Consider the following 26,014-nt stretch of genomic DNA (forward strand, 5'->3'; position numbering starts at 1 on the left):
TCCTACATGAAAAGAATAGTATTAACTGGTGGTGGAACAGCTGGTCATGTCACACCCAACATCGCCTTATTACCTGACCTAAAAAGAGCAGGATATGATATCTCTTATATCGGCTCATACGAAGGCATGGAGCGAAAGTTAATTGAAGATTTAGATATCCCATATTACGGAATATCATCTGGTAAATTAAGAAGATACTTTGACCCTAAGAATTTTAGTGATCCTTTTAAAGTAATAAAAGGTTATTTTGAAGCACGTACTTTGTTAAAAAAATTAAAACCCGATGTAATCTTTTCCAAAGGTGGCTTTGTAACGGTTCCTGTTGTCTTAGCCGCAAAAGCAAGAAAGATTCCAACTATTATTCACGAATCAGACATTACGCCAGGACTTGCAAACCGTCTATGCATCCCATCAGCATCTAAGGTCTGTGCAAATTTTCCGGAAACACTTACCCATCTTCCTGATGAAAAAGCCGTTCTAACTGGCTCTCCAATTCGTAAAGAATTGTTCTCTGGAAATAAAATTAAAGGCTTGGACTTCTGTGGATTTAGTCACAATAAGCCAGTCCTATTAATCATGGGTGGAAGCTTAGGTTCTAAAGCAATTAACGACGCGGTACGAGGAATTCTTGATACCTTACTTATGAAATACCAAGTAATTCACTTATGTGGAAAAGGTAAATTAGAAGAAAGTCTTAGAAATAAAAAAGGCTATGTTCAATTTGAATATATCAATGAAGAATTAACGGATCTATTTGCCGCTGCCGATATGATCTTATCTAGGGCAGGCGCTAATGCTATCTGTGAAATCTTAGCTTTAAAGAAACCTAATATCCTCATTCCACTTTCTGCTGCTTCAAGTAGAGGTGATCAGATCTTGAATGCTGAATCTTTCTTAAGACAAGGATATAGCTACTTATTAAAAGAAGAAGAAGTAACGAACGCCTCCCTCTTAACTGCAATTGAAGAAGTCTATCAGAATAGACAAACCTATATTGCTGCAATGGAGAAGAGTGCTTTAAATCATTCGATTGATAAGATCATTGGTTTAATCAATGAAGTATCAAAATAATACTTAACACTACAAAATAAGCTAAGATACTCTTCTAAAACTCAAATCTTAAGTAACCATAAACTAATAAAAACACCAAGCTATGCATATAAGCATAGTTTGGTGTTTTTACATTCTTGTAGCTTCTATAAACTTTTTCTAAATAATTAAAGACATTTCTTAATCTTCTCAGCAATAATTCCAATATCTTCTCCAACATAATGCTCATCGCACCACTTAATTGTTACTTTATCCTCTTTATATCTAGGAATCAGGTGCATATGGAAATGAAATACCGTCTGACCTGCAACTTCTTCATTATTCTGTAAAATATTAAATCCATCGCACTTTAGTGCCTCTTTCATAGCAGTTGCTACTTTCTTAGCCACTACAAATACCTTACTTGCATCTTCCTCTGATAATTCAAATACATTCTTTGCATGATTTTTTGGAATTATGATAGCATGTCCTTTTGTTGCTGGTGAGATATCTAAGATTACTTTAAAATCATTATCTTCATATATTGTAGATGATGGAATCTCTCCTGATACTATTTTACAAAAAACACAATTTTCTTGTTCCATTTTATCTCCTCCTTATCATTCTTTTTCATTATAAACTTATTTTATAACAAGTATACTAAAAAACATTTCTGGTGTATATATACTAATTTGTATTTATATTAATATTTATTTGCAAATATTGTATATATATTTGCAAATAAATTACATATGGTATAAAATGTCTGTAACGTTTTCTTAGATTACAAGGGAGGAGTAGATAATATGAAAACACAGCAAAAAAGCCTGAATGTAAGCATGCGTAATTTTTTTATATTTGAATTTAAAAAAGTATTTTTAAGTTCAAAAAATTTGTTAATATGGGCAATATTAGTACTCATATTAATAGGTTATGCATTAATGAATATGAATCTGGATAGACATACTACTTCAAATAAAGAAGGTAATTTTCGTACAGATCAATATCATTCTGACACCGATGTCAACGAGTTGCTCGTCATGTATGAAGATCTTGATACTATTCCAGACAAGGTACAGGAACAGTTAGATTTCTGGAGACTAAATTCTAGATACATATCCGAACAGCTTGTATATTCAAGATGGTTAGGAAGGGATCGCTTCAAAGATGTCTTAATGTCTTCTATCAAACAAGATAAAAATATGATTTATGGGATTGATAAAGGATTCGTAACAGGAGGATTAACTGATAATCTTAAGTTACAAAAACAATATCTAAAAAATGATATTTCGTTTAAACAGATTTTATACAAAAAAAATATACACCCTCTCAATTCAGACTATGTAATGACCGGTTATCACTTTTTGTATCGCGCTGTATCCGATTTGCTTCCATTTATATTTACAATTATGGTTCTTCTATTTAGTGCAGATTGTATATCCAATGAAAGCGAGTCAGGTAGCTTTAAATTTCTTCTGATACAGCCAATTTTTAGAGCGAAAGTATTTCTTATTAAGGTTTTTGTTTCTATTTTACATACTTTTATAACGGTAATATCTACATTGCTTACCGTTTTCTTAGGAACTGGGCTTGTAAATGGTTTTGGTGAAGCTGCCTACCCTATTGCATATGACCCAATTACCTATCATAATTTTTTGTCCAGAGTAAGTGAAAATGGTGCATTACACTATACTGGCATACGTAATTATCTTTTGCTTATCCTTCCTATTTTCTTATCTTACTTAGTGTTTTTAAGTGTATTTTCAACATTTATCTCAAGTTTGGTAAGTAATAGCTTAAGTTCAATGAGCATTGTTGCAGCTAGTGCTATCTTATCCTATATGTTCCTAAGGTATCTTAGCCACATTGCGGTCTTTCCCGCAAGTATCCCATTTGCTTATGGCAATATCAGCAGAATTCTATCGGGCCAGAACCATATTACCGCCCTATTCTCCATTGTCTACTTACTAACTCTTAGTTTAATATTAATAGTTAGTGGTTGCTTTATCTTCAAACGAAGAGATATTGTTTGTTAATAAATATTACGATTTCTTCATTTAAAGACGACATTATTACCTATATAAATATTAGATAATGAACTGTTTTATTACTTAATATTAATAAGAAAGGACGGATATTTATTATGAAAAATCTAATTCTATTTGAAATTAAAAAGATTCTTTGTAATCGAAAAAACTGGATTGTATGTGCACTATTCTTTTTTTTAATTATGCTTTTCATTTTTTCAAATAACGAGAAAAATAAACAATATACGAAAAAAGATATAGAAGCATGTGAAATTCTTGAAAAATGGTATTTTGTCAAGGCTGGTAATTATAAGAAAATGTATGAACAGTTAGGTTCTTCTTTATGCAAGAATTTCTCAGAGGTATCTGCTGCTCGTTCTCAATACTTCCATGATAAAAAATATGCACTTAATAAACACGATAATAATGCTTTATTAAAGGCTGAAATTGCTTACGAGAAAGCTCAGATTAAATATTTCAATTGGGGATATAAGCTATCCACAGGTGAAGTAGTTGACGACCATTTACCTGGGAAATTAGGTACACTCGTATTTCGTTTACTTGGTGGTCCATATGAAATAAATGAAGAAATTGCATATTATAAAAGTCAACAAACATTTCATGAGTATTTATTAAATAACAATATCTCGTACATAGGTCATTACGAGATGACAGGATATCATTTTCTATACTCCTGCATGAATGAACTTTTTCCTAGCATATTAGCCTTAATTCTCTTACTATTAGTTTCTGATATTGTATCTATGGAAAAGGATATGGGAAGTTACAAATTTTTATTGCTTCAACCAATATCTAGAGGTAAAGTAATCCTTAGTAAAGGGATTGCTGCTTCTATTGTAACAATTACTATGGTCTTAGGAACTCTTTTTTCATTTTTTCTAATAGTTGGTGCAATAAATGGTTTTGGTTCTAGTGATTATCCTGTATTGAAATCAGATGTTACCTATTCTACAACAAAAGATATTCCAAGCAACATCTACTCTGTAAGTTCTTCGTTAGATGACTTTTGTTTTGCAACATTCTCAATGGAAGGTGATATATCTTATAAATATTACGATACAAAGGATATTAATTTCTATCAAGGAATTAGTTTATACTCATCTGGCAAACCATATCAATCTTATGATATTCCAAGCAAAGATAGTTCTTATATAGAAATATATAAATTTATTCTTGCATGCTTACCAGCGCTTATCCTATTCATTACTTTCACCGCCTTTTTTGGTGTGCTCATATCTACAATAATACATAATAGCTTAATCTCCATTGTACTAAGTATTCTAGTTGGAATCGGAGTTGGATTTGGGCGAGATAGGCTACTGACAGGCTACCTAAAGCGATATCTTCCATTTTCATATAGTGACTCTGTTTCTTTATATAACGGAACTACATGTGAGACAATGCTTCGAGCGTTAATTACTTTGGGAATTGGTTGTGTCGTTGTTATTATATTTAATTATTTATTCTTTAGAAAAAAAGATATTGTTTGCTAATAATTTAGTACCATTTTGATTGAATATTTTTACTATTTTTGGTACAATCTCTATCGAGGTGATTCATATGTTAACACAGGAAGAACTACTTAAAATAGAACAATTAAGTGCTTGTTACCCTGACGTAGATAAGATAATCAAGCGCCTAAATGAAGAAAACAAATTTATGTTATCAAAGATCTCACATGAGATACGTAATCCGCTTACTTTGATATCGAGTACTTTACAGCTCATGGAATCTAAAAACCCTGAACTAACATCGATAAAATATTGGTCTCAGATACGACGTGATGTTAACGATGTCGTTCTCTTATTAAACGAATTATCTACTTTTAATAATTGCGAAAAGTTAACGCTTTCTCCAGTTAACCTATCCACTTTGATCCATGATATAGCAGATAGTTTTGAATCCTCATCTAACGAATTGGATCACAATATATCGGTTAGCATACCTGAATCTGCATTAAACTACATGCGATCTTATCCATGTGATAAATTAAAGATAAAACAAGTATTTCTAAATATCATGAGAAATGCCTTTGAAGCAATGAATGCAGGTGATTCATTATCCGTTAATGTTGCTTTATCTGATAGTACAATAGATTCTACACCCGAACTTTCAATTGCTTCCTTGGAGAATTCGCAGTCAGAATTAGATGATTTTGATGAGTCTGAATTAGTTGATGAAGGTGATGATTCTTCCCTTATTATAACCATTAGTAACAATGGAGAGCCAATTCCTCCAGAGCATCTAGATACCTTATTCGATGCATTTGTTACTCATAAAAGTTCTGGAACTGGATTGGGTCTAGCTATCTCGGATAAGATTATAAAAGCACATGGTGGAACAATTTCCGTAGAATCGAATGAAGATCATACAGATTTTACAATAAAGCTACCAATACATATAAAATAGAAAAAGCCCCGAGGACAAATACCATACTAGATAAATCTATTATCTAACATGATATTTGTCCTCGGGGCTTTTTAATATATTGATATCGATATGATGTTGAGGTCAAAAGCCTTATTTAAGTTTATTGAGTGTATATCGCTGTATAATTATGAATTTTGGCTACCTTTCCCTCTAGCATCATATTTTTTACAAGCCTCAAAACAAGTAACAAGTTTATAAATAAACTTTACTCACTTATGTTCCTATTTTCACTTTGAGTCTTGACAAAATATAAACGATAATTTCGGCCGGACTACGCCAAAATTAATAATTATACATCAATATACACAATGCAAGTTATTAAAGGCTTTTGACCCCAACACTCATCTTATATTAAAATTCGAATAGTTGGTCAAAGGTACGAAGGATCTTAAAATTACCCTTTGCGGTCAAATCACCAGCCATAAATGCTTGCTGGAAGGTTACCTTACCTCTAACGATTTTTCTTAAGATATCACTTTCCGCTTTTGCTTGAACATCTGCGTCTTCTTTCTCACCATAATAACACTTGATTACTTCACCTTCTATCTCAATTATCAACGTTTTATGTTGATCAGCAATTGTTATTGCATAAGATCCTGTAAAATCCGCTAGAGGTTTGAAGCTTCCTTTTATATCTTTAATAAATTCATTATCAGCAGAAGTATTATTTCCTCCTATCATATCCTTAAAGAATTGAGATAGTTCTTCAATATCTTCTTTCTGCTTTTTCACATAAGTATCATCAGATACATAGATGGATAACTGTTCACTCTCTTGTGGTGTTAAATCTAAAGAACTATAACGTAGTATATTTTTCTTTACTATATTATTACTCGATGGCAATACCTTAACCTTCTGATTAATTGTTCGGTATAGTTGTTCCGCTTTTTTCTCAATTAATGCAGCATAATCTGGATTCGTTTCAAACTCAACGTGATCATCCACGTAAGCACAGATATCTTCACTTGCTTTACCACCTAGTAATTCCCACGCCTTTATTAATGTTGTCATAGCTTCTCTCTCACCATAGGTACTTGCCATAACAACTGGTAGCATGTATAGTTTACTAATCTGTTCTTTATCTCCATACAACCAACACGCATCTAGAAATTGTTGCATGTATCCACCAATTCCAAGCCATTCCACAGTAGTTGCAAGAATAACACCATCTGCTTCTTTTAATGTTTTTGGTAACATAGCAATTGCATTTTTCTCTTCATATAGATTATACCTTGTTACTTCAACTCTTAATTCATTAAGAACATCTGTTAATTTATTCATTACATAAAGTGTAGGATCTTCAATTAATCCTCTTCCACCATAATATATGTTTACTTTCATTGTTTCATCCTCCCTCTATTTGGCCTACGGTATAGTAAGAATGCTAATATGATACCAGATATAAAACCTCCGACATGTGCCATATTATCCGTTCCTTGACTTGTAAATCCACCATATAACGTAACTCCTGCAAAGATAATTAGTTGCAAAGCGTTAAATTCTTCAAGTCTTCCCCTGTTGGCAATTACTACATAGAGTATTGCACCAACTACTCCAAAGATTGCACCTGATGCACCAATACTTATCGTATATTGATAGCCTGCAAGCATATTATAGACCATGGATGCGAAACCTGCAACAACTCCCGTTCCAAAATAGATTAGTACATATTTCAGTTTTCCTACTGCTCTTTCTAGATTATCACCTAGTATCAAAAGAACGATCATATTATTAACAATATGAGCCATTCCATCATGTAAGAACATATAAGTGATTATTCTATAATATTCATGTCGTTCAATTGCATATCTCCAAGATACTGCTCCTGTTACTAACATATTCTCATTATAGTAATAACCTTTCCACTGCCCCCATAGATATACAAGCACATTTATTATTACTATAATGGTGTTACACAATGTAAAATACATGATTTTTTGTCTGCGATACGAATTATTATAAGGAGCAGTGAAAGGATTATGATATTGATTTGGATTACTATTGTGGTAGTTATTATCATGGAAATTTTGATTTCCTGTACGATTTATATCTTCATGAAAGTTTTGATTTCCTGTGTTATAAATATCTTCATAAAGGTTCTGATTCGTACTGTGATAAGTATTCTGATAGGAATCTTTATGATTTTTAGATTCATATGAGCTTTTGTTAGAGTAATCATAACCATTCGCTTGTTTACTCTGATTAACTCTTGCTTGATCTAATATCAGTTCAATATCTCTCTTAAAGTAAAGATAGGACGAGGACTGATTTTCATAAATGATTAATCGAAGAGATGAAATATCAACAATCCATTGTTGCTCTTTTGATTCTAAGACTCTCTCTTTCATATCCTCCACATGATTAGTACATATTAGGTTCAAATATTGAATAGAGGAATACTGTTTCGATTGAAATTGTTCTTTTATTTGCCTGATAACATTATTATGCTGTTCTTTTGTAAGTTTCATATTTTCGGTATAGTCAAAAATAGCAGCAATATACGCTGTGCTATCCTGTATCTTTGAGTACAGCACTATTCCTTCAACATTAACTTTGATTTGTCGAAACCCTTGTCGTATGATATTATCTTGTAATTTATCAATGACTGGAGACATTTTATCTCCCCTTTCATAAAACATGCCTTATTTAATACATAATTTAGTGAAGTGATTTCACTTGCTTGCAAAGGTGAAATCACAAGCGTTGAGAGTGAAAGCGTTTTTCTTTCACATTTGATATATGATTAATGCATGATTTTCATGCGATAGATTATTACCAATGAATAATCATATTTCTAACAAAAAATAAAAGGCTAAGTTGTGTTAATTACCACATCTTACCCTTTATTATATTATATATCTTATTATCCGCATAGCTAAAAATTATAAACCAACCGTTATAAAAAATTAAATTCTTTATAAATATAACTAAAATCATCATACAAAATTTGTAATTAACAATCCACATTATACTCTACAATTTCAAGCGAATCAGTATTTACCATGGCTATTTGTACTATCAGAAAACTGATAGATAATATTTGCTATGCCAATCTCATCTCCTAAATACAATTCATAGGGGATATTTGGCTCTAATTGATTTCCATTCAGAAACGTTCCGTTTCTTGAATTCAAATCTGTGATATAGAAAGTTTCCCCTTCTTCTTCAATCTTCAAGTGATATCTACTTACTGCACTATTTTCAATCGAATATCCTATATTTGTTTTTAACTTTCCAATAAAGAAAGGGAATTCTATTAAGTAAATATTGGCATACTCCCGATTATGTATAGGTACTAATCTATATTCAGAGGTTCCTAGATCTGCTAATAATATCGTTTCTTCTGATTCATTTTCATATTCATCATCTCTTTGGATATTATGTATGTACTTGTTTTGCTTCCTATCTTGGTATTCATTTTTCATATCATTGCTTTTCATTGTTTCCATGGATAGGCTTATTTTTGAATCATAAGTTATACTATTATCACAAGTATTTACATCAATCAACTTAATTGGATCAGCAGCATTTTTAATCATTAGTTTCTCACTGTTATTATGATAAAGTTCATCGCTTTGATCCACATACTCTACCCTACTTACTATCTGAGTCTCTTTTTCACTTAATATTTTACTAACACTATAAGCTTCAATACTTAATAGCATTATTATAACACCTATTAACTTAGACATATCTAATCTATTTCCTATTTCATTTAGGAGCACTCCCGAGTATAGAATGATAAAAAAGAACATTATTGTTAATAGAATGGATACTGCAACAAGTAGTTTTGTTTTAATTGAATAGCATTCAATCTCGACTTCCTCTTCTAGCTTTTCCTTCATTAAGGGAATGGATACTTTTACTGTTCCTTTATTTATTTTTTCCTTTATCTCTCCCTTTTTCTCTTTCTCATTCCCTTTCTCGTTCTCGTTCCTTTTCTCTTTCTCCTTCTTTTGCAATTCTCTCCTTACGGCCTTATCCATCTTATCGGTTCTGTTTGATTTAATATGTTCTGTTATACTAGATTGGAATCTTGAGTCATCTTTCTTATCTTTAGATTTACAAACTATAAAATGTGATAAAATACTTTCTTTGTTTTTTACTTCTCCACTAATTTTAGAATCTAATTTGTTCTTATTATAATCAATTGATTTGATTTTCTTAAGCGCAGTCCCATGGCATTGATTTGATTCCTGATGATTAGGCACGTATTGCTCTATTTTCTTTGCTTCATTAGTTTTTGATTCTTGAATAATTACATCTGGGATATTCTGTTCTGTATTACTTTCCTGCAAATCTTCCTTTCCAGTATCTTCGATTATTATTTTTAGATCCTGAAAGGTGCAGCAATCCTCTGTACTTTTCTTATAAAGTGAATAGATTAATATTACAGCCCTATTCTCTTTATAATCTACTTTATTCATTAAGCATTCCATAAACTCTTTTATCTGTTCCCTCATGCTTTTCTGATATCCTTTTTTATAGCATAAATATACTTTATGATCAGCATAACTAATATAAATATAATCTTTATCCAGTACAAAATCATTTTCATCTAGTAAATATTCGCGTGATGATTCTACTGTGTCCATTATATCTAGCACAATTTCTTTTATCTCTTTATAACTTAATTGCCTTGTTTCTAAGATTGTCTTTAGCGTCTGCTTCGATGTTATATCATAATAATAATATATTTCGTTATTTATTCTCTGGATCTTTACAGGCAGGACCCCTACTAATTTATTATGTAATAACATTTGAATCGGATAAGAGGATGCCTTATTATCCTCATTCTCTTCCTTAATAACTAAATAGTTGCTCTGCATATCTCGAATATATTGAGTGTTAATCGATAAGACCTCCCTATTATCAAAACCTATTTATCATTTATAATCTATCTATTATGTCCACGACTACCTATTTCCCAACTAATAACTTATCTAATACTTTCTTTATTTTTGCTATTATCTCATCTGCTCCTTTTATTTTATTTACAGTTTTTAAAGAAACCTCTGACAACCGAATAAACTCTGCAGGATTATGAATAGAACCTTTTGATGATAGGGAAACCTTTTGATTCTCTTTTGTGAAAAATTCTCTAACATCTTCTAATGGAATATTCATATCAGCCACCACATTTACCTCAATTTCATTGTTACTAACTGTAACATTTGTTGATTTAATCTCTGCTAATATTAGTCCATTCTTTAATTGTTGCTTTAAGTAGCTTTCCCCTATGTCCGCGTCTCTCTTCTTTCCTGCAAATAGATCACCTACCCAATCTCTATCTAAAATATTGTCATAATTCACTTCTCCAGTCACGATATTGGCATCTGCTTTCATCATCTCACTGATTTTTACCACACTTAAATCTAGGATTCCTTGTATTCTGCTTTTATCAGATAGGTAAAAGGTTAAGTAGATTAGTGCGAAAATAACTGAAAGTACAATAATCATAACAAATGTTGCTTCAACCGTATAACTAGCTTTACTTTTTCTATTAATCAAATAATTAACACCCCTAAATATCCTACAAATACAAAAGGAAGAAATGGAATTGTATGTTGCCTATTAACTTTCTTAAATATTAATAAAAATATTGCATAGATAGCAGATAAAAACAAAGCAAACATTAACATTTGAAGATTAACATTTACCCCAAGAATTAAACCCGTGATACAGAATGTTATTCCATCTCCAATTCCTATTTTTCCTCTTGTCACTTTACTAATTATAATTAGCACTATACCAACTGTGATTCCGAGTAACCCATTGAATATGCTAGTATTTCTCTGAAATAGAGATAATCCAATAGTAAGAATAGCTGATACTACAAAATAGAGATTTGGAATCTCTTTATGTCTAATATCAATTATTCCGAAAATAAATAAGATTACCCCTAATACAATTGTAGATATCATATATACCTCCATTTATTTTTTATAACATCTTCTACATGGTGTTCTAGTTCCCACTTCTGATAGTGGGATCTCTAAGATTGTTCTCTTTAAACCACTGCAAACTGGGTCAAGATGATATCTGTCACCTGTATCTGTTATGTAGACTACTGTATCTAGTGACTCTTTTCCTTTTACTCCACACCGTTCACACTCCTTATATTTTCCTCCACCCCTATTTCTTAAATTCTCTAACTCTACATAATTCGCTCTTCTTATAGATAATTTTAGATGTGTACAATTTTTGCTTGAATGATATACTGTTCCTGTCTCCGTGATGAAAACGGTTTCTTCCTTGCCATCTTCTTTACTTCCATTCAAGTCTTCTTCTCTTAGATAACCTGTCCAAGCATGAACCCTGACTCTTTGTACCATCTGGAAGCCTTTTATTCTAAATATTAATACAGGAAATTTAACCTTATACTTTGCAACCACATCAACCTCTTCCTCCTCTGACAGAAAGGAAGAATACCAAAAGGATATCCCATTCATACCATTTTCGATGGTAGAAAAATTACACTTTCTTTTGTCTAGATAACTTTTCAACCTTTGCTTATAATAGATATTATCGATAAAAGTTATGTTATCCTTCTTTGTATCATTTTCAGTATTTTCTTTATCCTTTGTATTGTTATCTTCTATTTTGTTATCATTTGTGCTTCTATTCTTTGTGCTTTCTGTATTGTTTGTGCTTTCTGTATTCTGCTTAGTTTCCTCGACCATATTCTCATATATATATGCATATTTTGAAGCTTCCTTGGCAACTTCTGTAATACCTGATTGAACTCTTTCATATGTAATAAATATTTGAATAAAATAGAGAAACGTGAGTATCATGAATAAAAATACTGGTAAAACTAATGCTGCTTCAACAGTTAATGACGCCTTTTTTTCTTTTTGATAAAACATTAACACTACTTCCTTGTTTTAATTAAGGGGTAAATTAGGACATCTACTCTTTTTCCAATTTCGTAGATTTGGGCAAATACTGCTTGGAGAGAGCATTTTATTATTTTTTTTGATTTCATAAGATTTTCGATGAATTTGATAATATCCATTCGTGCTTGTAGTAAATAGATATTGTTTAGACGAAAAAAGAGTAGACATCCCAATTTACCCCTATTACTTTAATAGGTGTATTCCTTCTGGACTTCAAAAGAAATTTCATCAATACTATGATTTATTACATTATTTACAAAAGGTAATTTAAGAAACAGTGTATTCATATAAAAATTTGCTTTTGCTTTAAATCCATATAAGCAATTCTCCATCGCAAATCCTCCTTGATACCTAAGATTCATATTTGCCTGTATTAAATCCATTGCTCTATAGCTTTTCTTGACATCTGGTGTTAATAGTAAGAATAACGATATATAATCATCATATCCAAAATCTAATATTCCATCTTGTGCTTCTTTCATATGTTCAACTTTATTCTTAATAAACTTCTTATTCACCAAAGGTATCTCACTATACTTAAGTATAAAAGTATCCTTTGTTTTGAATAATGGAATATTCTTATCCTGCAAGAGAGCTCTAACATCAATTAAAGATTCTTCATATCCCCATACAATAAGAATGATCATCTTAGTTAATTGAACTAACGCTGCAAGTCCAGTAAATCCCACCAATTCTAGAGCCGTCGTATTTGCCATATTAACTTTTTGGCGATCACTTAAGACATGTATAAGATTTAGAATTGTTCTAATTCCTAGTAAGCGAAATACAATATCATTAAAATTTTCTTTATCACTTTTATTACCAGTAATAATATATTCTTGTTCGTAGGAGAGTGCAGATTCGAGGGACTTTACATATTCAATATCTTCATTACTACTCTGCTCTTTTATAAGTTCTTCTTTTGATTGTTCAGTTGCTTTACCTTGCTTTTTCTTTTGATTCGCAGATTCCGATTTATGAACTTGATTATCTTTTACACTTTTAAAGTGTCGTAATATATACTGATTAAATAAGAGTTTATTTAACACATTGGATGATACACCACTAATTGATGAGTATGCATCACTCTCTTTTTCAAAGTCTTCTAAAGAAGTTACTATATCCTTTCCACTTTTGCTATCATAAGAGTTTTCTATATTATTAGATAGTTCATTTTTCTTTTCTCCCTCCTTTCGTGTCTCTTCATTACTGAATCTTGTATATAGACTATCTGCCTTCAAAGTAGCATTCGATATCTTAATCTCATCATCCACAATAAGATCTATGATTCCCTTTTGTATCAAATCAAAGAACGAGGTGATAGGATTCTCTACATTAGATTTTAAGACTAACCCACTATAATCAAACCTAATATCTCCACTATGATAGTTTTTATAACTATTCTTTAGACTTAACACTTCGCTACTATAAGCTTGTATTGTTTCTATAGAATCCGTATTAGTAAATGTTTGAATTGTATCATGAGCTAATATAGCTTGGTTATCCAGTAAGTATTGTCTCATAGTAGTAAGATTTGTTTTTAATCCAACATTAGCTTTTGTATTATTTGAATTATCCTGATTCGTTCCAAAGTAGTTAGAGATATCCTCCGCATCTACTTTTAAATTTTTATAAAAACTTTCATCCACTTTATCTTTATTTGAATCTAACTGTTCTTTATAATCCTTAATGCTACTTAGTATATTTGGTTTTTTCTCTTCTATCTGGTCAATAACGGATAGCGCACTCGTTATCTTTGTTGAAACATTCTCTTTTAACGAATTCAATCTTGTACCATTTTCATTGATTTCGTTAATTAGTTTTTCTTTTTCATCAGCTAAATCATCAAGACTATTCTGAATGCTCTCTATTTGCTTCTGTAATTCTTTTCGTTTAGAATTTTTGCTTCCTTTTTCTTTTTGTTTTCCCTTTGAACCTTCTCCATTACTCGCCAATGCATCCATTTGACTTATCAACTCACTTAGTTGTGTCTCAAGGCTTTTAACCTCAGGTACTATTTCTTCTATTCTATGTAGGTTATCTAGCATCCCTTGAAATAGTTGCTGCACATTAACATAATGTTTTTCTAAAGATTGATATACCGTATTATGATTAATTCCTACTACCTCTGCAGATGGATTATTCTGTAGAATCATTTTTACAAACTCGTCCTTTGTCTTAATTACATTTGATGATACTAATTGAAGTCCGTTTTTATTAAAATCGATTCCTTCGATATACTCCATCAGCTCCATATTATATTTATCTAGTTCGATAAACTTCTCTTCGACCTTCAGTTTCTCTTTCACCAACGCTGTGGATACCTTGGCTGTCTCTAATAGTTTTAGTTTCTGTAAGAATGCTTCTAACATCGCCGTCAGATCTCTATATTTCTCATATTGAACCGCTTGATTCATAAATAATTCTCCATTATAATCTGTGATTCTTGTCTGATCTGTAAGAGCAATATCCTTTACTTTTAGCTTTAGAAGGTCCACATTAGATAAAGGTATGGAAGTTCCAAACATGGATAGATCTTTATTTGGCTGGAAAGTATATTCCATACTATTTGTAATTTGACTTAATAATCGCTCTTCGTTTGGCTGTGCAGAATCATACCCTTCGTCTAGAAGTACCAAGTGATATTGATGAAACATCGCGTAAGAATATTCAGAAGCAGCTGAATCCATCCCTGTAATGAGTGCTCTTTCCGATACAACCTTGGCTACATTTATTCGGACCGCTTCAATCATTGTTCCAACTAGCGCAAGCACTAATACTAATATTAACGATAAGAATACCGTAATTTCTCCTTTTACTTTATCTAACATAGACACCTCCTTTACTTTAATCATCATTACTTACATCTAATTGATATCCAGTTTTTTATTCGCTTTCTCCCCATCTGACGTTATTGATGCAAATGCCTTCTTCATGATATCTTCAATTTTATCTCGAAATAAAACGACTAAAGCAATTAAAACAACCAGTATTAAAATAACTTCTACAATACCAACCGCATCTTCTTCTTCCCACAATCCTCTAATATGATTCATTAAGTACACCTCTCTTTTTATGTTTTTGTTATATAATTTTGCATTAATATATTTAAAATATATTTGTATCTAAATTTACTTTTCTACTACCTTCATCTCATAACTACATACCCATAGTCATGAACGCTGGAATCATAATGATTAATAAAACTATAACCAACATAATCATCATTGGAATGAGCAGCTTTGTTCCAGCTTCTTCGCCTAACCTTTTTGCTAGCTCCTTTCTTTCTTCAAAAGCGTTCATAGCTTCTAACTCCAACAACTCAAGTAAATCCTTTGTCCCCTTTTTAATATTCTGTGTTACCAGAGAACTAAATTTCAGATAAGGCATATACTTTACTCTCCTACCAAAGTTCTCAATCGCCTTACCTTCTGATATTCCAATGGTGAGCTCATGCCATGTAATAAGCATCTCATCATAGGCATATCTACGTAGAGTCGTATCTTCCTTGATCTTCCCTTCATATTCTTTGACAATCTTCCCCCAAGCTGCTGATACTGTCATTCCCGCACTTAAGAGTAAGGTAAATTTATTAACTATTTCAGGATAATCAATTGCTAACTGAATATTGCGCTTATGTAATTTGTCTCCCAAGTCTTTATCCATGAGAAAAAAGATAGCTATTGCTATAAACACCCCAAAGACTGGGATAAAGTAACTTGTTGTATCTTTTTTTTGACTATAATATACTTTATCTTTTCCTACACTTTTTGGTAATGCTAGTCTACTTTCCTCAAGCGACTTTTCAGAACTTTCCTTTATCTTATTTTTAAGCAAACTTATCAATTTCTCTTTTTCTGTTATCACCTTAGGTAATATATTTAGATAGAAGGAATATTCTGCTTTAGTATCATAATATTCTAGGGTCGCTATCAGTTTGGTTAGTTGCCCTTCTTCTGGAACCCCTTTATTTAATAACTCTCCATCTAAGTCAATGAGTGTATTGTCTACCTCCCAGTCAACCGATATGCTAGTTCCTGGTATTACAGTTATAAGATTTAACTTCTGATTAACCTCATTCGCCGATTTATTTTCTCCCAGTACATACTGGTCGATATATTCTTCTGCCTTCTTTATCACTTCCAATCTCAACTCTTCATTATATCTTCTCTCATTTACATCAATGTCCATATTACTCTCAACGTATTCTCCAGCCTTATCAATTACAACATCTACGTTAACCTTCTTATCACCTTCTCCGTAATCTGGACGATCTATCCGATTCTTCCCAATTAGATCTCCACTTTTTTCACTTGCAATTGATACTATTCCTATGAACAAGAAAGAAAAGCAAATAATGTAACATACCACTATCTTTTTACAATAATATAATCTAAGAATTACGTTTCTCTTCTCTCCTACATTAAGCATCTCAAGGCTTTCACGCACTCTTGTATTGTAAAAAATATGTACTATGCATTTACCTTTATCATATAAGAAAAATCCAATTGGATAGAGCCCAATCAATGGATGAGCCTTTTTATCTAAAGAAGATATATATTCACTCTCATAATCTTTACAACGAAAGTATGTAATTAAGAGGATTAAAATCAATGCAATATTTATGATAATTATAAAACTTCCTTCTTTCTTATTTCTGATACCTTAACTTTGTTATGGCAAGTATCATACCTCGATACTCCCTATTCAACATAATATAATGTTCTTAATAGATGTCACTTTATCAATTATCCACTTCGTGACTCTCGAGGTTCTGAATAGTTACGACTACACTTCAATGTCAATAATTTTCTGTGATATTTTATATGCCACCCCATAGAGAACGAGCGCTGCAGACATCACAACCACCCCTTTTATATTTCCATACAAAGGATCCATAAATCCCGGTGAAAACAACCACATATAAAGAATAATCCCAAGAGGAATGAAATTCATAATACTAGATTCAAATTTCTTAGCTGTAATAAGTGTTATGATTTCTCTTTTCACCTCTATCTTGTCACTGATCGAGTTACTTGTTCTTCGAATGATTTTGATTAAGTCTCCACCCGTTCTTTTGGCAGTTATAAATACTTCTGTAAAATTGCAGATATCCTCTACTTTGCTTCGATTAGAAAAGTCCAGAAATACATCCTCTATGGTTTGGTTATTCTTAAGTTGCCTCGTCATATACTCGAACTCTTTCACAATATAAGAATCTTTCTCATACATTAGTTTTAGATCTTCAGTTGACTGCTTGATTGCATTTTCAATGGAATACCCTGCATTTAAGGCTCCAGAAATATTAATAATCGCATCACGAAACTGGATATTCAGATTCCATTTACGAGTTTTTATGCACTTCTTCTTCTGCTGCTTACAATATAGGATAAAATATGGACTAAATAAAAGAATGCTTAGAATACTTCGATAAAATAGATATGCTATGATTGATGATAAGAAAAGCCCTCTCAGGCTATATAAGATATATTCTTGCTTTGAAAATGTGTAAACACTATAATCTTCTATAGTTCTATCCCCGCCTTACTTAGCTTTGACATATTTCTTAATTGTTGCTCTGTCTTCATCATATTTCCTACGACCCTTCCATCCTCTTCCCCCTCTTCTACAAATGAATATAAAGAATTCACCTGAATCTCACCTTCTATGCAGTCTAGCACTTCAACAATTTCTAGAACCCTTCTTGATTTATCTCTTAGTCTACCAAGATGTACAATAATATCAATTGCAGATGCAATTTGCTTGCGCACTGCCAACAAAGGAATATCTGCCCCTAATAGAACCAACGCTTCTAGACGACTAAGCATATCAACTGGTGAATTTGCATGCCCTGTACTTAAAGAGCCATCATGTCCTGTATTCAAGGCTTGTAACATATCAATAGCAGCTTCATCTCTGACTTCACCAACTATAATTCGATCTGGTCTCATACGTAATGCTGACTTTATTAAATCTCGTATTGAAATAGCATTCTTGCCTTCCACATTTGCATTTCTAACCTCAAGCCTCACTAGATTTGGTATATTTTGAATCTGTAACTCTGCAGAGTCCTCAATAGTAATAAGTCTCTCTTCGCTTGGAATAAAATTGGATAATGCATTAAGAAATGTAGTTTTCCCTGAGCCCGTACCTCCGCTAATGAAAATATTATATCCTGCTACCACTAATTTCTTAAGAAACATTGCAGCTTCTTCTGTTAATGAACCAATCTGTATTAATTTTTCAATCGTAATTGGCGATTTGGGGAACTTACGAATTGTTAGAATCGGTCCTTCTAGCGCAATCGGAGCAAGCACAACATTGACTCTAGAACCATCCTCTAGTCTGGCATCTACAATTGGATTGGATTCATTTATGATACGATTAGATTTAGATACAATCTGCTGTATGACATCTTCTAGCTTGCTCTTGGATTCAAATCTTTTATTATATTCTCGAATTCTACCCTCTTCCTCAATAAAGATATGATTTTCACCATTTACCATAATCTCTGTTATATCAGGATTGTCCACTAATTCTTGTAGAACATCCAGCCTTCTAATGGAATTAAAGATTTCCGTTCTTAGCTGCTTCTTCATATCTAAATTAATATAAGACTCTTTACTTTTATTGATGATTGCTTCATCAATAATATCTAACATTTCATCGTCTGAGAGATTTCTCTTTAAGTCCACTTGATTTAATACTTCATCCTTAATTACTTTTTTGACTTCATTTATCATCTTGTAATGCCACCTTTATATTACATTTCCAATTGTCTGATTGACATATTCTACAATACCATTTTCTTGTAACTCTTTTAGACTAAAATGTTCCTCTATGCAGTACTCACTTGGTACGTCTATGAATTCAATTTGATCTTCCATCTCATCTTGCTCTTCTAAGGAAAGTACATGAAAGAATTTTTCTTTCTTGTATCCTTCTACTAAGTTTCTATCTTTAAGCATATAGACTTTATTACTTTCTGATAGCAATTCAACCATTGATTCATTCATGAATCCAACATTACATATTAGCACGTCATAATTTTCATTATATCTTATGGTATGAAGTAATCTCTGGATATCCGTTTTAGAGATTTGATATAAATCAAATTCATGCTCTACACCAGCCAAACAATGGATTCCTACCAAAGGAATAGTCACTGCATTTAACTTCACTATGAGATTTGATGATTCTTGCTTAAGATAATACAGAAGTTCAGATAGCGAATTACTAGTTGCATCTGTTAAAAGTAACATCGCCTCAAAGAGTGAAAAATCAATATAAAGTACTTGTTTATTCTTTGCAAGCGCCATACTTAAGGCAAAGGATAAATAAGAAGTGTCCAAGTCTCGATATGGTGAATAGAAACTAATTATTTTAGCACCGTTTTGTGTACTTTTGACTTTTTGGACATCGGATGCACTTATGGTTTTAATATATTCTTCTGTCACCTTCTTCATAATTATCTCTACTGATTGATATTTGAAAATACATTCATTTTCCATATCATTTCTTTGCAAGGTTTCCTCAGTTAATAATAAAACAAGCATATTATTCTCTTTAGTATATTCACTTATTGATAAGTCCCCTGAAGATAATAAAATATCAACTTTTTGATTCTCTAAGTAATGTTTCAAGTGCTCTTCTTTAGAAAATCCCATTACCTCATACAAAGAAAGTCTAGCTTTTCTAAAATAATCCAGAAAATTATTTACGTAATCTATATCATAATCAAATAATATTAAACTCGCACTTTTCAAAGCCCCTTTTCCACCTCCTTATAAAATTTTGTAGTATAGATAATTTCAGAACCCAATAATATACATTAATGCTAATTTTGTCTTGATATTTATATCCTTTTCTTAAAATGCAAATGTATAGATTACTCCTCCCATAATAGCCACTATAAATGGGATCACGTTTTTTGTTCCATCTATACTTGATATATAATAAGGACATATTTTTTGATTTTTTATGGAATCCACAAGATAAGAAAACAGATAAAAAAACCTAGAATAGATATTTCTATTTTGAATTAGAACTAAGAAAGATATAACTGCTCCGATAATAAAGGAAATAATGATAGATTGAATAACAAAAGAAATGCCGTAAAAACATCCTACAATGGAAAATACTTTGAGATCACTCGCACCAATCATGCGAAATAGATATAATAGAAATAAAAGAATAATCGGTGTAATACCACCAAGAAACCATAGAACGACTCCGTAGGCTCCCATACTTGAAATATTAAAGAATAATCCAAGTAAAAATCCAAGTGCAATAAGATTATTATTGACTTTATATGTTCTCAGATCTTCAAGAGCTGCTAGGAAAATGAGAATAAACAAAGTTCCTTCTTTTAGAATATGCATCACCTCTTCCTACTTTTTACATATTATCATATTTGTTTTTATCCGTCAATTCTGATTTTACATTTTTTTGTATATTTTTTAATATCATGCCATCTTTTGATCAATCATCTACCTTAATTTTTCGAGTGGCAAAAGTATAGAGTAATCAGCCAGCTCGCATTTGTTTCACACATACACTCCACCTACCATATATGTCCACATATAGTTAAGGTATTGTAACATATCTAATTACACCTTTCCTACAAAAGAATAATAGAATGAAAGTGCATACATTAATAGAAAACCTGGTGTTCCTAGGCATCCAATTGTAAAAATTGAATATGCATTAATTCCTACCGTTGCACTAATATTTTTATAATCAAAAATCATATTAAGAAAATAAATTGCAACAATACCAACTGTAATACGCAAAATAAAATTAATAAAAGTATCTATACGATGACTTATAAATGATACAATAAGGGCTATAACACATACAGTTATAATTGCTATAAATATATAATTCTCCAATCTAATTCCCCCAATAAATTTAGATATGTCCTACTATATTTATATACCAAATTAAACATTTTATTCTATAATTTAGAATAAAATGGATAAAAGATGACTATACTATATAAAGACAAACATGTCTTAGACAGATGTGACTGAAGCAAATATGTTCTAGACAAACAATTCTGTAAATACGGTTTAGCATCAATTTACCTAAACCACTCGATTAATTAGGGAAGTAGGGATAACGTTGAGGTTCTTTTCGAAAAAGTTAAGCAAAGAAGATGAAGAATTAAGAAATGAAATTATGAAAACTCAAATGGCACTTGAATCAGCTTATTCTAAATTTGAAAATGTGGTGGATCCAGACTTAATTGACAGCTATATCTATGAAGTAAATGCGGTTCAACTACGGTATAAGTTCCTTTTAAAACTAGCAAAAGAGAAAGACTCCGATATGTCACTAACATAGTATAGCTTTGAAACTACTGTTATATATAATAGAATGCATGCTATAAACCATTCTATCCCCCAATTAAATATGGTTCAAGTGTTGAGCGCCTTTACTTCATTCTTACATAAAATATAAGCGCCTAACACTTGAACCATATTGTTATACATATCAGGAGAATATTAATATACCGTTCATTTCTATTACTTTAATATTACAATACTATACTTAGGTAATGTTACAGTATTACCAGTTAACGTCACTTCCTCACCATTCAAAGTAAGGTAACCACGAATACCTTTATAACCATAAGTCTCTTTACTCAATTTTACTTGTTTTTTACTATCTGAAAGATTATAAAGCATATATAACTTACTGCCGCTATATTCTTTACTTACAGCACAGATTTCTGAATCTGCTATATCAGGTAAAGCCTTGACAATACCTCTTGCAATTTCAGGATTTTCATTCTTTAGACGAAGTGCTCTCTTATAATAATTATAAATAGAATTAGCGTCTTTTTGTTGCTCCTCTAAACTACCAAATTTATTTACAACATAATCCGCTTCCATAGCTGGTGGACCCACAGTCATACCTTTTTGATTCTTCGAAGACCAGTAAAAAGGAGCTCTTTTATTCTCGTCCCTTCCACTTCCACTCATTCCAAGTTCTTCTCCATAGTAAACAAAGGTACTTCCGCTCATAAATAAATTCATTGCACCTGCAACTTTTATTTTATTCTTATCATAATTTAGGATTCCAGCCATTCTAGCTGTATCATGATTTGTCATAAAAGGTGCATCAATTCCATTTTTATTATTCTTTAGAATTTCACTCTGTACTAAAGCCATGGCTTCTCCAAACGATTTACCGGAATTACTCTCTCCATCACGCATTAATGTAGTTGCAATTTTACCATCCTCTTTTGCAAAAGAGAAGTTAAAAGCACTATCAATTCCGCTTTGATAGTATTCAGTAAATGTCGTAAAGGAATCCCATACTTCTGCAACAATATAACTATCTTTTTTCTTAGATTTCACATAATTAGAGAACCATTTTAATACATCAATATTCTTTTTAGAATCATTGGAGTAATATTCTTTGGCAGCATCTAATCGAAATCCTCCTACACCCATTCCAAGCCAGTAATCTACGATATGCTCAATCTCACTTCGTAGTTCTTTACTTGCTAGATTAAAATCCGGCATATTATCAACAAAGACACCTTCATAATACCAACCGCTATCTCCTGCGGGGTAGTATGTACTATTGGTAGGCATTTTCTTTGCGAAGTTATAATATTTACAATACTTATTGTGCTCCCTACATAATTCTTTATATTTACACGTTTTCTGTCCACATGGCTTAATTGCTAGGCTTTTAATCGCAGACTGAAACCATGGATTCTCACTAGAACTATGATTAAGAACTAAGTCTATAATTACTTTGATGCCTCTTTTATTACATTCAGCAATTAGCTTTTTAAAGTCATCCAATGTTCCATACTTAGGATCAATGGAATAGTAATCGGTTACATCATATTTATGGTAGGATGGTGATGGCATAATAGGCATGAGCCAGATACCGTTAATTCCAAGATCCGTATCCGTACTATCATCTCCATCATTTAAATAATCTAACTTTGATATCAATCCATTGATGTCACCAATTCCGTCATTATTACTGTCACAAAAGGAGGCTAAAAAGATCTCATAATAATTGCGATAATTATCATCAATCACATTTAAATTATGTTGATAAACATAATCAACGCTCTTATTTTTTTCTTTTGAAGCTTTATTCCCTTTGCTATTATTATGCGAACACCCTGTAGCTACTAATATAACTAAAAGTAGGCTACAGAAACATACATATAATTTACGTCTCATACAAGCTCCTAAGGCGACCTTTGGTCGTTTCTATAATTAGGGATGTGTAAAGGCTTTTTTCATTTCTATATATTTTAGCCTTTAACGGAACCGCCAGTTACACCACCAACATAATATTTCTGCATGATAATGAACAAGATTGAAATAGGTATTGATACAAGAACCGCACCTGCTGCGAATCTAGTATACCATGTAGTAATGAATTCACGTTCTAACATTCTATAGAGTCCTACAGCGACTGTGTAATTACTATATTTATCACCCATAATATAACTTGCGAAAATATAATCTCCCCATGGCGCCATAAAAGATGTAAGAATCGTATAAATAATAATTGGTTTTGAAAATGGAATCGTTAACTTCGTAAATACTTGCCATCTTGTAGCTCCATCGATTCTGGCAGCTTCATCTAGTGCTTTAGGAATCGTATCAAAGAATCCTTTTGCAATATAGAATCCAAGTCCAGCTCCACCAGAGTACACTAACACTAGAGAAAGTAAAGACTGGCTAAGACCTAAACTTTTTAAAATATAATATATAGCAGCCATTGACATAAATCCAGGGAACATACCAAGAATAAGTGCAATATTTAGCATAGGCTTTCTTAATTTAAACTGCATTCTTGACATTGTATAAGCGGTAAATAATACAAAGCAAGTAGAAACAATACAAGATAATACAGCCACTAATAGTGTATTTAAAAACCATCGAACAAAGAAAAACTGGCTTGTATCTGTTAACAATTTAATATAATTATTTAATGTATATCCATGTGGCCAGAAATGATCAATATAAGTTCCTGTCTCAACACGAAATGAAGTTAACACGATCCAAAAAATTGGGAAAATCCAAATTAAAGATAAAATAACTAACACAACATGGGAGATAATATCCCCGATTTTTTTACTTTTTGACATTGATTTAGTTTTACTCACGAGAAATCCCCCTCATTTCTATTTGCAGATGTGAAATTGTAAGAAATTAATGCAAATATCGCTGATACGATAAATACTAGCACACCGATTGTAGATGCGTAGCTATAATCCTTCCAATTTACCGTTAACTTGTATAACCATGTAACAAGTAAATCCGTTTTACCTGCTTGATAATAGTCTAGAGTTGCTGGGTTACCATTTGTTAAGAAGTAGATTACATTAAAGTTGTTAATATTTCCAATGAATTGAGTAATTAAATATGGTCCAGTAACAAATAACATGTATGGTAATGTTATTTTAAAATACATAGTAGCAGGTCTTGCTCCATCGATTTTTGCAGACTCATATAAATCCTCAGGTATATTCATTAAAATACCCGTTGTAATCAGCATTGTATAAGGAATACCTACCCATAAGTTTACGACAATTACTGTAATTCTTGCTAGCAGTGGCTCTGATAGAAAATGTATGCCGTGTTGTGCATCTTTAATTATATGCAAATTCGCTAACAGTACATTAATTGGTCCGTCATCATTTAACATATTACGAACAATAAGTAAGGATACAAAGGAAGGTACTGCTATTGAAATAACAAAAATAGTACGGAAAAGTCCCTTACAACGTACTCCTTTTCGATTAATTAACATTGCTAAAAGCATACCAAATATATAATTTAACGCAGTCGCGAAAATTGCCCAGATTATTGTCCATCCTAATACTGGCCAGAACGTTTTCGCTATTGTTTCACCTGAAAAAAGCATGGTACGAAAGTTCTCAAAACCAACCCAAGTAAATAAATTACCTGGCACCTGATGATCTTTATCAAAATTAGTGAATGCCATTAAAATCATAAATATGATTGGCGCTATCGTAAAGATCAATATACCAAGCATTGGGAAAAATAACATGGTTTTATGTAATTTTGCATCAAAATGTTCTTTTATATCATCAATGAAATTAGGTAATCTTTCACCTTTTTCTTTGAGCAATTGTGATTCATAAGCTGCGTGAATATTCTTACACCACATAATAATAAATAGAATAATAATTATAACAGATAAAACTCCATATAACAGAAGAAGCATGGAATTATCACCTTTTTGCATAACATCATAACCTAATGTTGCATCGAAGGCCATTCCCTGCTTTTTGGTACCTAATGTCCTTAAGGATGCTACTGCAGAAGCACCAAATACACCCATATAAAATATAAATCCAAATTCCATACTTAAGTAGATTAGACCTTTTACAATCTGACCTCTTAATAAATTAGATAGACCCATGATTATGAACGATAATTTTGTTAGTAAATCACCTTTTACAAATGTTTCGCCATAAAATGCTAACGGATTGGAACCCTTCTTCTTTTTCTCTTTGCTCACATCATTGCCCTCCATTTTTTAGAACTAGCACAATATATTTTGACACGTAATGTTATTTGTAACCCTACGAACCACTAT

23 protein-coding genes are annotated in these 26,014 nt (G+C 31.7%); 5 read left to right on the top strand and 18 right to left on the bottom strand.

The annotated features are described in order from the left end of the window. Positions 1–6 precede the first annotated feature (6 nt). On the top strand, positions 7–1,071 hold the full coding sequence (locus bsdtb5_RS21120) for an undecaprenyldiphospho-muramoylpentapeptide beta-N-acetylglucosaminyltransferase (protein WP_271713922.1): 1,065 nt from the start codon (positions 7–9) through the stop codon (positions 1,069–1,071). 146 nt (positions 1,072–1,217) lie between these two features. Here the strand turns inward: bsdtb5_RS21120 and bsdtb5_RS21125 are convergent, their stop codons facing one another. Then, the gene (locus tag bsdtb5_RS21125; RefSeq protein WP_271713923.1) at positions 1,218–1,634 is read right to left on the bottom strand and encodes an HIT family protein; all 417 of its coding nucleotides are present in this window, start codon (positions 1,632–1,634) and stop codon (positions 1,218–1,220) included. A gap of 201 nt (positions 1,635–1,835) precedes the next feature. On the opposite strand from bsdtb5_RS21125, the gene bsdtb5_RS21130 reads away from it, so the two are divergent. The 3 genes from bsdtb5_RS21130 to bsdtb5_RS21140 all read left to right on the top strand — a co-directional run bounded on the left by bsdtb5_RS21130 (position 1,836) and on the right by bsdtb5_RS21140 (position 5,486). Next, positions 1,836–3,065, top strand: a complete 1,230-nt coding sequence (locus bsdtb5_RS21130) for an ABC transporter permease subunit (protein ID WP_271713924.1) — start codon at positions 1,836–1,838, stop codon at positions 3,063–3,065. 107 nt (positions 3,066–3,172) lie between these two features. Continuing rightward, positions 3,173–4,570 carry an ABC transporter permease subunit gene (locus bsdtb5_RS21135; RefSeq protein WP_271713925.1) on the top strand — a complete coding sequence of 466 codons (1,398 nt, stop codon included), beginning with the start codon at positions 3,173–3,175 and terminating at the stop codon, positions 4,568–4,570. Positions 4,571–4,637: 67 nt separating this feature from the next. Further along, complete coding sequence (locus bsdtb5_RS21140) at positions 4,638–5,486, top strand: ATP-binding protein (RefSeq protein WP_271713926.1); 849 nt, start codon at positions 4,638–4,640, stop codon at positions 5,484–5,486. A gap of 372 nt (positions 5,487–5,858) precedes the next feature. On the opposite strand, the gene bsdtb5_RS21145 is transcribed toward bsdtb5_RS21140, so the two are convergent. The 14 genes from bsdtb5_RS21145 to bsdtb5_RS21210 all read right to left on the bottom strand — a co-directional run bounded on the left by bsdtb5_RS21145 (position 5,859) and on the right by bsdtb5_RS21210 (position 21,297). Further along, entirely contained in the window at positions 5,859–6,848 is a 990-nt protein-coding gene (locus bsdtb5_RS21145) for an SCP2 sterol-binding domain-containing protein (RefSeq protein WP_271713927.1), read from the bottom strand. After that, a complete protein-coding gene (locus bsdtb5_RS21150) occupies positions 6,845–8,122 on the bottom strand; it encodes a rhomboid family intramembrane serine protease (protein ID WP_271713928.1) in 1,278 nt (425 codons plus the stop codon). Before bsdtb5_RS21150 ends, bsdtb5_RS21145 begins: the two co-directional genes overlap by 4 nt. A gap of 375 nt (positions 8,123–8,497) precedes the next feature. Beyond that, positions 8,498–10,336, bottom strand: a complete 1,839-nt coding sequence (locus tag bsdtb5_RS21155; RefSeq protein WP_271713929.1) for a DUF6382 domain-containing protein — start codon at positions 10,334–10,336, stop codon at positions 8,498–8,500. Between the two features lie 91 nt (positions 10,337–10,427). After that, positions 10,428–11,018, bottom strand: a complete 591-nt coding sequence (locus bsdtb5_RS21160) for a hypothetical protein (protein ID WP_271713930.1) — start codon at positions 11,016–11,018, stop codon at positions 10,428–10,430. After that, positions 11,015–11,431, bottom strand: a complete 417-nt coding sequence (locus tag bsdtb5_RS21165) for a prepilin peptidase (RefSeq protein WP_271713931.1) — start codon at positions 11,429–11,431, stop codon at positions 11,015–11,017. The genes bsdtb5_RS21160 and bsdtb5_RS21165 overlap by 4 nt, the downstream gene beginning before the upstream one ends. A 12-nt stretch (positions 11,432–11,443) precedes the next feature. Beyond that, the gene (locus tag bsdtb5_RS21170) at positions 11,444–12,376 is read right to left on the bottom strand and encodes a TadE/TadG family type IV pilus assembly protein (RefSeq protein WP_271713932.1); all 933 of its coding nucleotides are present in this window, start codon (positions 12,374–12,376) and stop codon (positions 11,444–11,446) included. A gap of 218 nt (positions 12,377–12,594) precedes the next feature. Continuing rightward, entirely contained in the window at positions 12,595–15,237 is a 2,643-nt protein-coding gene (locus bsdtb5_RS21175; protein ID WP_271713933.1) for a DUF5702 domain-containing protein, read from the bottom strand. 36 nt (positions 15,238–15,273) lie between these two features. Next, positions 15,274–15,462 carry a Flp1 family type IVb pilin gene (locus bsdtb5_RS21180; RefSeq protein ID WP_271713934.1) on the bottom strand — a complete coding sequence of 63 codons (189 nt, stop codon included), beginning with the start codon at positions 15,460–15,462 and terminating at the stop codon, positions 15,274–15,276. 103 nt (positions 15,463–15,565) lie between these two features. After that, positions 15,566–16,933, bottom strand: coding sequence for a secretion protein F (locus tag bsdtb5_RS21185; RefSeq protein ID WP_271713935.1), 1,368 nt, complete (start codon positions 16,931–16,933; stop codon positions 15,566–15,568). A 261-nt stretch (positions 16,934–17,194) separates the two neighbouring features. Continuing rightward, positions 17,195–17,935, bottom strand: coding sequence for a type II secretion system F family protein (locus tag bsdtb5_RS21855; RefSeq protein WP_330612015.1), 741 nt, complete (start codon positions 17,933–17,935; stop codon positions 17,195–17,197). Next, entirely contained in the window at positions 17,932–19,149 is a 1,218-nt protein-coding gene (locus bsdtb5_RS21195) for a CpaF family protein (RefSeq protein WP_271713936.1), read from the bottom strand. The genes bsdtb5_RS21855 and bsdtb5_RS21195 overlap by 4 nt, the downstream gene beginning before the upstream one ends. 15 nt (positions 19,150–19,164) lie before the next feature. Beyond that, complete coding sequence (locus bsdtb5_RS21200; RefSeq protein ID WP_271713937.1) at positions 19,165–20,172, bottom strand: P-loop NTPase family protein; 1,008 nt, start codon at positions 20,170–20,172, stop codon at positions 19,165–19,167. Positions 20,173–20,274: 102 nt separating this feature from the next. Then, on the bottom strand, positions 20,275–20,787 hold the full coding sequence (locus bsdtb5_RS21205; RefSeq protein WP_271713938.1) for a prepilin peptidase: 513 nt from the start codon (positions 20,785–20,787) through the stop codon (positions 20,275–20,277). Positions 20,788–21,015: 228 nt separating this feature from the next. After that, positions 21,016–21,297, bottom strand: a complete 282-nt coding sequence (locus tag bsdtb5_RS21210; RefSeq protein WP_271713939.1) for a pro-sigmaK processing inhibitor BofA family protein — start codon at positions 21,295–21,297, stop codon at positions 21,016–21,018. A gap of 232 nt (positions 21,298–21,529) precedes the next feature. On the opposite strand from bsdtb5_RS21210, the gene bsdtb5_RS21215 reads away from it, so the two are divergent. Next, positions 21,530–21,751 carry a YaaL family protein gene (locus bsdtb5_RS21215; protein WP_271713940.1) on the top strand — a complete coding sequence of 74 codons (222 nt, stop codon included), beginning with the start codon at positions 21,530–21,532 and terminating at the stop codon, positions 21,749–21,751. Between the two features lie 182 nt (positions 21,752–21,933). Here the strand turns inward: bsdtb5_RS21215 and bsdtb5_RS21220 are convergent, their stop codons facing one another. The 3 genes from bsdtb5_RS21220 to bsdtb5_RS21230 all read right to left on the bottom strand — a co-directional run bounded on the left by bsdtb5_RS21220 (position 21,934) and on the right by bsdtb5_RS21230 (position 25,936). Continuing rightward, positions 21,934–23,619 carry an alpha-amylase family glycosyl hydrolase gene (locus bsdtb5_RS21220; RefSeq protein ID WP_271713941.1) on the bottom strand — a complete coding sequence of 562 codons (1,686 nt, stop codon included), beginning with the start codon at positions 23,617–23,619 and terminating at the stop codon, positions 21,934–21,936. Positions 23,620–23,693: 74 nt separating this feature from the next. Next, on the bottom strand, positions 23,694–24,536 hold the full coding sequence (locus bsdtb5_RS21225) for a sugar ABC transporter permease (RefSeq protein WP_271716161.1): 843 nt from the start codon (positions 24,534–24,536) through the stop codon (positions 23,694–23,696). Between the two features lie 14 nt (positions 24,537–24,550). Then, positions 24,551–25,936 (bottom strand): carbohydrate ABC transporter permease, encoded by a 1,386-nt coding sequence (locus bsdtb5_RS21230; RefSeq protein WP_271713942.1) that lies wholly within the window; start codon positions 25,934–25,936, stop codon positions 24,551–24,553. Positions 25,937–26,014: the final 78 nt, after the last annotated feature.

The organism is Anaeromicropila herbilytica (genome assembly GCF_016591975.1).
GTDB lineage: Bacteria > Bacillota > Clostridia > Lachnospirales > Lachnospiraceae > Anaeromicropila > Anaeromicropila herbilytica.